Source organism: Kocuria himachalensis (assembly GCF_054784195.1).
Genome location: NZ_BAAGPL010000016.1, coordinates 55811 through 64621, shown reverse-complemented (window position 1 = coordinate 64621; position 8811 = coordinate 55811). Strand labels below are relative to the sequence as shown.

Here is an 8811-nt window from a genome sequence, read left to right as displayed (position 1 = left end):
GCCGTGGCGCGCGGTCGGCGCGCGCTCAGCTCACGCGCTCAGCTCACGCGCTCAGCTCACGCGCTCAGCGAGGAGAGGACCCGGTTGAAGGTCTCCGAGGGGCGCATCACCGAGAACGTCTTGGCGTCGTCGGGGCGGTAGTAGCCCCCGATGTCGGCGGGCCGGCCCTGCACGGAGAGCAGCTCCTCGTTGATCGCGTCCTCGTTGGCGGCCAGCTGCTCCGCCACGGAGGCGAAGGCCTGGGCCAGCTCGGTGTCCTCGTCCTGGCGCGCCAGCTCCTGGGCCCAGTACAGGGCGAGGTAGAAGTGGCTGCCGCGGTTGTCGATCTCACCGGCCTTCCGGCTCGGGGACTTGTTCTCCTCCAGGAACGTGCCCGTGGCCCGGTCGAGGGTCTCGCCGAGGATCCGGGCGCGGGCGTTGTCGGCCGTGGTCGCCAGGTGGTCGAGACTCGCGGCCAGGGCGAGGAACTCGCCGAGGCTGTCCCAGCGCAGGTGGTTCTCCTCGACCAGCTGCTGGACGTGCTTCGGCGCGGACCCGCCGGCGCCGGTCTCGAACAGCCCGCCGCCGTTGATGAGCGGGACCACCGAGAGCATCTTCGCGGAGGTGCCCAGCTCGAGGATCGGGAACAGGTCCGTCAGGTAGTCGCGCAGCACGTTGCCGGTGACCGAGATGGTGTCCTCGCCGCGGCGGATCCGCTCGATCGAGAACGCGGTGGCCTCCTCGGGGGACATGATCTCGATCTGCAGGCCCTCGGTGTCGTGCTCGGTCAAGTACTGCTCGACCTTGGCGATGAGGTTGGTGTCGTGGGCGCGGGTGCGGTCCAGCCAGAACACGGCCGGCGTCGCGGAGGCCCGGGCGCGGGTCACGGCGAGCTTGACCCAGTCCCGGATCGCGACGTCCTTCGTCTGGCACGCCCGCCAGATGTCGCCGGGGGAGACCTCGTGCTCGATGAGCACGGCGCCGGAGGAGTCGACGACCTGGACGGTGCCCTTGGCGGGGATCTCGAAGGTCTTGTCGTGGGAGCCGTACTCCTCCGCCTTCATCGCCATGAGCCCCACGTTCGGCACCGAGCCCATGGTGGTCGGGTCGAACGCGCCGTGGGCGCGGCAGTCGTCGATGACCACCTGGTAGATCCCGGCGTAGGAGCTGTCCGGCAGCACCGCGAGGGTGTCGGCCTCCTCGCCCTCGGGGCCCCACATGTGCCCGGAGGCGCGGATCATGGCCGGCATCGACGCGTCGACGATGATGTCGGAGGGCACGTGCAGGTTCGTGATGCCCTTGTCGGAGTTCACCATGGCCAGCTTCGGGCCCTCGGCGAGGCCCTTGTCGATCGCGGCCCGCACGTCGTCGCGCACCTCGGCCGGCAGGGCGTCGAGGCCGTTGAGGATCGCGGCGAGCCCGTTGGCGGAGGAGAGGCCCGCCTGCTCGAGGGCCGCGCCGTGGGCGGCGAAGAGCTCCGGGAAGAAGGCCTCGATGACGTGGCCGAAGATGATCGGGTCGGAGACCTTCATCATGGTGGCCTTCAGGTGCACCGACAGCAGGACGTCCTCCCGCTTGGCGCGCTCGACCTGCTCCGCGAGGAAGGCGTCCAGGGCGGCGGCCCGCATCACGGTGCCGTCGACGACCTCACCGGCCAGCACGGGGATGGACTCCTTGAGCACCGTGGTGCTGCCGTCCTCGCCGACCAGCCGGATCGTCAGGGCGTCGTCGTGCTCCATGACCACGGACTTCTCGTTGTCGCGGAAGTCGTCGGCGTCCATCGTGGCGACGTTCGTCCTCGACCCCGCCGTCCACTCGCCCATGCGGTGCGGGTTCTTGCGGACGTAGTTCTTCACCGAGGCGGGGGCGCGGCGGTCCGAGTTGCCCTCGCGCAGCACCGGGTTGACCGCGGAGCCCTTGATCTTGTCGTAGCGGGCCCGGGTCTCCTTCTCCTCCTCGGAGCGGGGCTCGTCCGGGTAGTCCGGGAGGGCGAAGCCCTGCTCCTGCAGCTCCTTGACCGCGGCCTTGAGCTGCGGGACGGAGGCGGAGATGTTGGGCAGCTTGATGATGTTGGCCTCAGGCTTCTTGGCCAGCTCGCCGAGCTCGGCAAGGGCGTCGTCCACCCGCTGGTCCTCGGGCAGGCGGTCGCTGAAGGCGGCGATGATGCGGCCGGCCAGGGAGATGTCCCGGGTCTCCACCTCGACGCCGGCGGTCGAGGCGTAGGCCTCGATGATCGGCTTGAACGAGTAGGTGGCGAGCAGGGGCGCCTCGTCGGTGCGGGTGTAGATGATCTTGGCCATGTGCGGGCTGTCTCCCAGGATGTCGTCGGACCGGTGGTGTTGCTTCCTGGTGCCAAGATACCCGAGGCGGCGCCCCGTCCGCTGTCCGGTCGGAGGGCGCGGACGGCCCGGGCGCGGGGACGGGCCCGTTCCCCTCGTGGGGAGCGGGCCCGTGGCCGTGGCGTGCCGCCCGGGGCTGCGCCGGTGCCGGCGGACCGGGCTCAGCCCTCGGTGGACTGGGTGGACCCGGCGCCGTTGACGATCTCGCCCTCGCCGATCACGCGGTCGCCGGACTCCTCCCGGCCCTCGCCCAGGGCCTGCTGCTCGCCCTGGCCGGAGACCACCTGGATCTTGCGCGGCTTGGCCTGCGCCGAGACGGGGATCGTCACCGTGAGCACGCCGTTGTCGTAGTTCGCGGCGATGTTCTGGATGTCGATGCCCTGGCCCAGGTTGAGCTGGCGCACGAACGAGGAGCTCTGCCGCTCCCGGGTGATCCACTGGACGTCCTGCACCTCGGGCAGGTCCCGCTCCGCCCGGATGGTCAGCAGCTGGCCGTCGACGTCGACGTCGACGCTCTCGGGGTCGATGCCGGGCAGGTCCGCCCGGAGGATGTACTGGTCGCCGTCCCGGTACAGGTCCATGGGCATCTCGCGCAGACCCTGCCGGGCGAACAGCGAGGCGGCGAGCCGGTCGAAATCGTTGAACGGGGTGAACATCGTGGCCACGTCAATCATCTCCTCAACCATATGAGCAATGTCTTCGACATTTAGTTGAGTCGGATCAACTCAACTGTTGACCATGATAGTGCCGCTCCCGGGGGTCTTCAACAGGTCCGGGGCGTCATCGCCCAGGGAGAACCGCCCCTCAGCGGGCGTCGTGGGGGTACCGCACCCCGATCCGCTCCCGCACCCGGTCGAAGAGCTCGACGAGCTCGAGGGAGTCGGCCCACGGCATGACGGGGGACTCGAGCAGACCCTGCTGCACGCAGCGCGTGGCCTCGCGCATCTCGAAGACGTACCCGGCGCCCGCCACGTCCACGTGCTCCACGACGGGGGCGGCGCCCGTGCGGGCGCCCTCGGCGGTCTGCAGCACGAGGGTGGTCGGGCAGTTGATCCGCCCGTCCACGCGCAACCAGCCGTCCGTGCCGCTGATCGTCACCTGGTGGGGGACCGTGGAGGCCAGGGTGCCGCTCACGTGGGCCCGGCCGTGCCCGAAGTCCAGGGTCAGGGCGGTGTCCAGGTCCACGTCCGTGGCGCCGAGCTCGGCGCGGGCGCTCCAGCGCTCCGGGGCCCCCAGCACCGCGGAGGTCCACGTCAGGGGATAGACCATCATGTCCAGCAGCACCCCGCCGCCGTCGGCCCTGCGGAACAGCCGGTGGGCCGGATCCAGGGCCCGGTGCGTGCCGATGGACCCCTCGACCGAGCGCACCCGGCCGAGCCGGCCCTCCCGGACCCAGCGCATCGCGGTGCGGAAGCCGGGGGTCATGCGGGTCCAGACGGCCTCCATGAGGAAGACGCCGTGCTCGCGGGCCAGGCGGAGCAGGTCCCGGACCTCCCCCGCGGTCATGGCGAGGGCCTTCTCGCACACCACGTGCTTGCCGGCCCGCAGCAGCGCCGAGACGTCCCGGTGGTGGTAGCCGTGCGGCGTGGCCACGTAGACGATCTCCACGTCCGGGTCGGCCGCGAGCCGTTCCAGTCCCGTGGCGGTGGCGGTGGCGCCGTAGGCCCGCTCCACGCCGTGCCGGCGGGCGAAGTCCTCGGCGCGGGCCTGGTCCCGCGAGCTGACGGCCACGAGCCGGGCGTCGGGCAGCGCCGCGATGTCCGGCACCACCTTCTCCGCGATGTCGGCGGTGCTGACCACGCCCCACCCGAGCGTGCGGCCGGTCGCGGTGCCGGGGTCGTCCAGGTGGGCGGCGTCGAGGGCGGCGTCGACGAACGGGCTGAGCGTCTGGGCAGGCATGGGCGCATTCTGCCACGCCGGCCGCGGCCCACCGCCCACCGTTCCGCCCGCCGGCGCCGATCGAACGACCGTTCGTGGCGTAGGCTGAGGCCGTGCCCCGGGTGAGCCAGCAGTACAAGGACGAGCGCCGCCGCGAGATCGTGGCCGCCGCCAGCGAGTGCTTCCTCGCGCACGGCTACGAGGGGGCCTCGATGCACCGCATCATCGCCGCCACGGGGCTGTCCGCGGGAGCGCTGTACAACCACTTCCCGAGCAAGCAGCAGCTCGTGGCGGCGGCCGCCGGCGCGGCCCTGGGCCGGGTCCTCGCGGCCGCGGAGGACGAACCCGGCGCGGACCCCGCGGCGTGGGTCGTGGGCCTGCTCGAGCGGCTGGCCGCGGATCCCGCCACCACCCGCCTGCTGCTCATCACCTGGGGCGGGGCGGTGAGCGACCCCGGTCTGGCCGCGCTGGCCGGCGAGCACCTGGCGCGCGTGCGGGACCGGGTCGAGGAGCGCTACGGGCGGTGGGCCGTCGAGGAGCTCGGTCTCGACGCCGGCGCGGCCCGCGAGTGGGCCGGGATGTTCGCCCAGGCCATCCTCTCGGTGCTGCAGGGCTGGGTGGTGCAGTCGTGCCTGCTGCCCGGCTTCGACCACGGCGCGTACCTGGACTACGCGCGCACCCTCGCGGCGCAGTGACCGATCGCGGTGACGGGCCGCAGTTCCCGGGTCAGGCGTTGAGCCGGCGGTGCTCGGCGGAGAGCTGCACGTAGGTCCGCGCGTTGGCGCGGACCTTCTCCTGCTCCTCCTCCGTGAGCCCGCGCCGGACCTTGGCCGGCACCCCCGCCACCAGGGACCGGGGCGGCACCACGGTGCCCTCGAGGACGACGGCGCCCGCGGCCACCAGCGAGCCCGTGCCGATCACGGCGCCGTTGAGGACGGTCGCGTTCATCCCGACCAGGACCTCGTCCTCGACGGTGCACCCGTGCACCACGGCGCCGTGGCCGACGCTCACGTCGGCGCCGATCGTGCAGGGGTGGCCGGGATCGGAGTGGACCACCACGTTGTCCTGCAGGTTGGACCGCGCGCCCAGCCGGACGGGGGAGCGGTCCCCGCGCACCGCGGCGCCGTAGAAGACCCCGGACTCCGGTCCCAGCTCGACGTCGCCCACGACCGTGGCGGTCGGGGCGACGAAGGCGGAGGAGTCGATCCGGGGCTCGTGCCCCGCGTGCGGGAGGACCAGGCCGGGTGTCGTGGAGTGTGCCATGCGCCCAGCCTAGCGGCGGGCCCGCGGCTCAGACGCCCTGCCGCGTGACGGCCGGCCGCTGGGCGCGGTGGTGCCCGTGCTGGATGGCCACGCGGATCGTCTGGCCGCCCTTGAGCACGTACTCCGCGCCGTGCACGTGGATCGTGACGTCGTCCGCGCGGCGGGAGGCGCCCTCGAGCGCCAGGACGTGGTGGTCGATGCAGACCCGGATCACCTGCCCGCGGTACAGCACGGTGAACGAGACGGTGTCCAGCTGGCTCGGCAGGGCCGGGTCGAACTCGAGCCATCCGCCGCGCACGCGCAGCCCCGCGTAGGCGCGGGTCACGACGTCGACGGAGCCGGCCATGGCGCCCAGGTGGATGCCCTCGCCCGTGGTCCCGCCCTGGGTGTCGTCGAGGTCCACCAGCAGGGAGTCCTGGAACGCGGTCCACGAACGGTCCGGGTTCAGCCAGGCGAGCACGGAGGCGTTGACCACCCGTGACAGGGAGGAGCCGTGCGAGGACCGTGCGATGTAGAAGTCGACGGTGCGCTCGATGGCGGCGTGGTCGACCTCGTAGCCCATCCGGCCGAGCTCCTCGACGAGCCCGTCGGGGCCGAAGAGGTACACCAGCATGATGGTGTCGGCCTGCTTGGCCAGCTTGTAGTTGTTGGTCATGTCGCCCTCGTTCTCCAGCAGGAGGTCGAGGCGGCCGATGTTGCGGTACTTGGTCCTGTAGTACTCCCAGTCCAGCTCGTCGAGGTCGTCGTAGCCGTGGAACTGGCTGATGGTGCCGTCCGAGTTGAACGGCACGAACATCCGCTCGGCCATCTGCTGCCACGTCCCGACCTCCTCGGCCGAGAGGTCGAAGCGGGCGGAGAGCTCCTCGCGCTGGTGCTCCACCATGTCGTGGAAGATGTGGGCGCTGTGCCGGAACAGCCAGGCCGCGAGCACGTTCGTGTAGGCGTTGTCCTTCAGGCCGCCGCCGTGCTGGCCGCGCGGGCCGTCGTGGTACTCGTCCGGGCCCATGACGCCGGCGATGTGGTAGCGGCCGTCCGCCGGGTCGTAGTCGGTGAGGGACGCGAACAGGCGCGTGATCCCGATGATCAGCTCCGAGCCCTGCCCCGCCAGCCAGTCGAGGTCACCGGTGGTCTCGTAATAGATCCAGGCGTTGTAGGCGATCGCGAGGCCCACGTGGAACTGGCGCCACGAGTTGTCCGGCAGCCACCGGTTGGAGTGGTGGTTGAACAGCTCCGGCGGGGTCTCCTCCCGGCCGTCCGAGCCGGACTGCCACGGGAACGCCGCGCCCTCGAGCCCGAACTCGGTGGCCCGGTGCTTCGCCATGGCCAGCCGCCGCCACCGGTAGGAGAGCAGCGCGCGCGTCACCTGCGGCTGGTGCAGGTTCACGACCGGGAGGATGTAGAGCTCGTCCCAGAAGATGTGCCCCCGGTAGCCCTCGCCGTGCAGGCCGCGGGCCGGGACGCCGGCGTCCCGCAGGGACATGTGCGGCGCCAGGGTCTGGGCCACGTGGAACAGGTGCACCCGCAGCGCCAGCTGGGTCAGGGACAGCTCGCCGGTGCGCTCCTCCGGGTCCGGGCACACGTCCACGTCGAAGCGGTCCCACAGCAGGGACCACTCGATCTCGTGCGAGGGCAGCAGGCCCCGGACGCCGCTGGGGTTGCGGTCCAGCTCCGCGAGGGCGCCCTCGCGGGGCGAGCCGATCGCCGCGTCACGGCTCGTGACCACCGCCGTGGTCGAGTCGATGATCACCGGGCGGCCGTCGGCGATGTTGACCTGGTGGCGGCGGAACTCGGTGCCACCCGGGCGGATCTCGCGGCGCTCCCGGACGTTCTGGCCGCCCTCGATGGTGGTGCGCTGCGCCGTGGTGATCTCGATCTTGGACTGGGTGGTGCGCACGTGGGAGAGCAGGGTCTCGTGGTCGTCGGGCAGGGACGTCGACTCCAGGTCCACGAGGTGGTGGTCGTTGAGGTCCTGGTACTCGGCGACCCCGTTGTTGCGCACACTGGGGTCGATGCCCGTGCGCAGGTGCAGCCGCCCGGAGAACCCCCTGGCGGTCACCGTGGTCTCCTGCGCCCCCAGGTGGCGGAAGCGCAGGGACACGAGGCGGCGCTGGACGATCTCCAGCCGGGCGCGGGCCCCGTCCTCGCCCCGGTCGCCGTTGAGGTCGGTGAGGATCAGGGACCGGATGAGCAGGCCGCGGCGCAGGTCGAGCTCGATCCGCTCGTCGGACGGGCGCAGCCCGCCCTCCGACCACCAGTCGCCGCCGGAGACCCGCAGGTCCAGGTGGGTCCAGTTGGGGGCGTTGACCATGGACTCGTGCTCGACGTCGCGGCCGCTCAGGTGGCTCACCACCCGGTTGAAGATGCCGGCCAGGTAGTTGCCGGGGTAGTGCACCCCGTTGTCGGGGAACTCGCAGGCGGACCCGCGCACGCCCATGTAGCCGTTCGCCAGCGTGAGCAGGGTCTCCCGCCGGGCCTCGGTGGCCGGGTCGAAGCCCTCGAAGACCAGCTTCCAGGGGTCGTCGCGGCGGGCGCCGAGGTCGAGCTCGCCGACGTCGTTGAGCACGACCGTGGCCCCTGCCCGGTACAGGTCCTTGCGCTCGCCGTGGCGGCGGATCCCCACCACCATGCCGAAGCCGCCGGCGGCCGCGGCCTGCACCCCGGACACGGCGTCCTCCACCACCGCGGACCGGGCGGGGTTCACCCCGAGCATCTTCGCGCAGGTCAGGAACGTGTCGGGAGCCGGCTTGCCGGGCAGTCCGTGCTCGGCGGCGAAGTGGCCGTCCACGATGATGTCGAAGGAGTCCTGCAGCCCGGCCGCCGCCAGCACGGGGACGCTGTTGCGGCTCGCGGTCACGAGGCCCACCGGCACCCCGGCCGCGCGGAGCCGCTCGATGAGCGCCACGGTCTTCTCGAAGACGCGGACGCCCTGGACCTGGAGCGCGTCCTGGAAGTAGGTGTTCTTCAGCACGGCCTGCCCCTGCACCGTCCACGCCCCCGGCGTCTCGTCGCCCTCCGGCAGGCGCGCTCCCCGGGCGGCGAGCAGGGAGCGGATCCCGTCCTCGCGACGCCTGCCGTCCACGTAGTGGCGGTAGTCGGCGTCGACGTCGAAGGGCCGCCGGTCCACCGTGGTGCCCGCCTCGGCCGGCTCGAGCCGGTCGTCGGCCAGGATCGCGTCGAAGAGGGTCTTCCAGGCCGCCGCGTGCACGGCGGCGGTGTCCGTGACCACCCCGTCCATGTCGAAGATCACGGCCTCGTGGGGGATGCGCAGCTGGTCGACCGCCTGCGGAGGTGCGTCCGCGCCCTGGATGCGGGGCAGGGACGCGGTGAACGGGGCGGTGGGCAGTGCGTTCAC

General features: G+C 72.1%; 6 protein-coding genes. 1 reads left to right on the top strand and 5 read right to left on the bottom strand.

From position 1 onward, the window contains the following. Positions 1 to 56: 56 nt before the first annotated feature. The 3 genes from ACYVM4_RS11115 to ACYVM4_RS11105 all read right to left on the bottom strand — a co-directional run bounded on the left by ACYVM4_RS11115 (position 57) and on the right by ACYVM4_RS11105 (position 4217). Positions 57 to 2279, bottom strand: coding sequence for an NADP-dependent isocitrate dehydrogenase (locus tag ACYVM4_RS11115; protein ID WP_460668607.1), 2223 nt, complete (start codon positions 2277 to 2279; stop codon positions 57 to 59). 200 nt (positions 2280 to 2479) lie between these two features. Further along, positions 2480 to 2992: an Hsp20/alpha crystallin family protein gene (locus ACYVM4_RS11110; protein WP_460668606.1), complete on the bottom strand. Its 513-nt coding sequence runs from the start codon at positions 2990 to 2992 to the stop codon at positions 2480 to 2482. 130 nt (positions 2993 to 3122) lie between these two features. Further along, complete coding sequence (locus tag ACYVM4_RS11105; RefSeq protein ID WP_460668605.1) at positions 3123 to 4217, bottom strand: Gfo/Idh/MocA family protein; 1095 nt, start codon at positions 4215 to 4217, stop codon at positions 3123 to 3125. Between the two features lie 92 nt (positions 4218 to 4309). On the opposite strand from ACYVM4_RS11105, the gene ACYVM4_RS11100 reads away from it, so the two are divergent. After that, a complete protein-coding gene (locus tag ACYVM4_RS11100) occupies positions 4310 to 4891 on the top strand; it encodes a TetR/AcrR family transcriptional regulator (protein WP_460668604.1) in 582 nt (193 codons plus the stop codon). 31 nt (positions 4892 to 4922) lie between these two features. Here the strand turns inward: ACYVM4_RS11100 and ACYVM4_RS11095 are convergent, their stop codons facing one another. Continuing rightward, a complete protein-coding gene (locus ACYVM4_RS11095) occupies positions 4923 to 5459 on the bottom strand; it encodes a gamma carbonic anhydrase family protein (protein ID WP_387608299.1) in 537 nt (178 codons plus the stop codon). Between the two features lie 28 nt (positions 5460 to 5487). Beyond that, a complete protein-coding gene (locus ACYVM4_RS11090; RefSeq protein WP_460668603.1) occupies positions 5488 to 8811 on the bottom strand; it encodes a beta-phosphoglucomutase family hydrolase in 3324 nt (1107 codons plus the stop codon).

What these genes read in the sequence shown, in the direction of transcription:
- ACYVM4_RS11115 (WP_460668607.1), bottom strand. Translation starts at nt 2,279, where the DNA reads ATGGCCAAGATCATCTACACCCGCACCGACGAGGCGCCCCTGCTCGCC.
- ACYVM4_RS11110 (WP_460668606.1), bottom strand. Translation starts at nt 2,992, where the DNA reads ATGATTGACGTGGCCACGATGTTCACCCCGTTCAACGATTTCGACCGG.
- ACYVM4_RS11105 (WP_460668605.1), bottom strand. Translation starts at nt 4,217, where the DNA reads ATGCCTGCCCAGACGCTCAGCCCGTTCGTCGACGCCGCCCTCGACGCC.
- ACYVM4_RS11095 (WP_387608299.1), bottom strand. Translation starts at nt 5,459, where the DNA reads ATGGCACACTCCACGACACCCGGCCTGGTCCTCCCGCACGCGGGGCAC.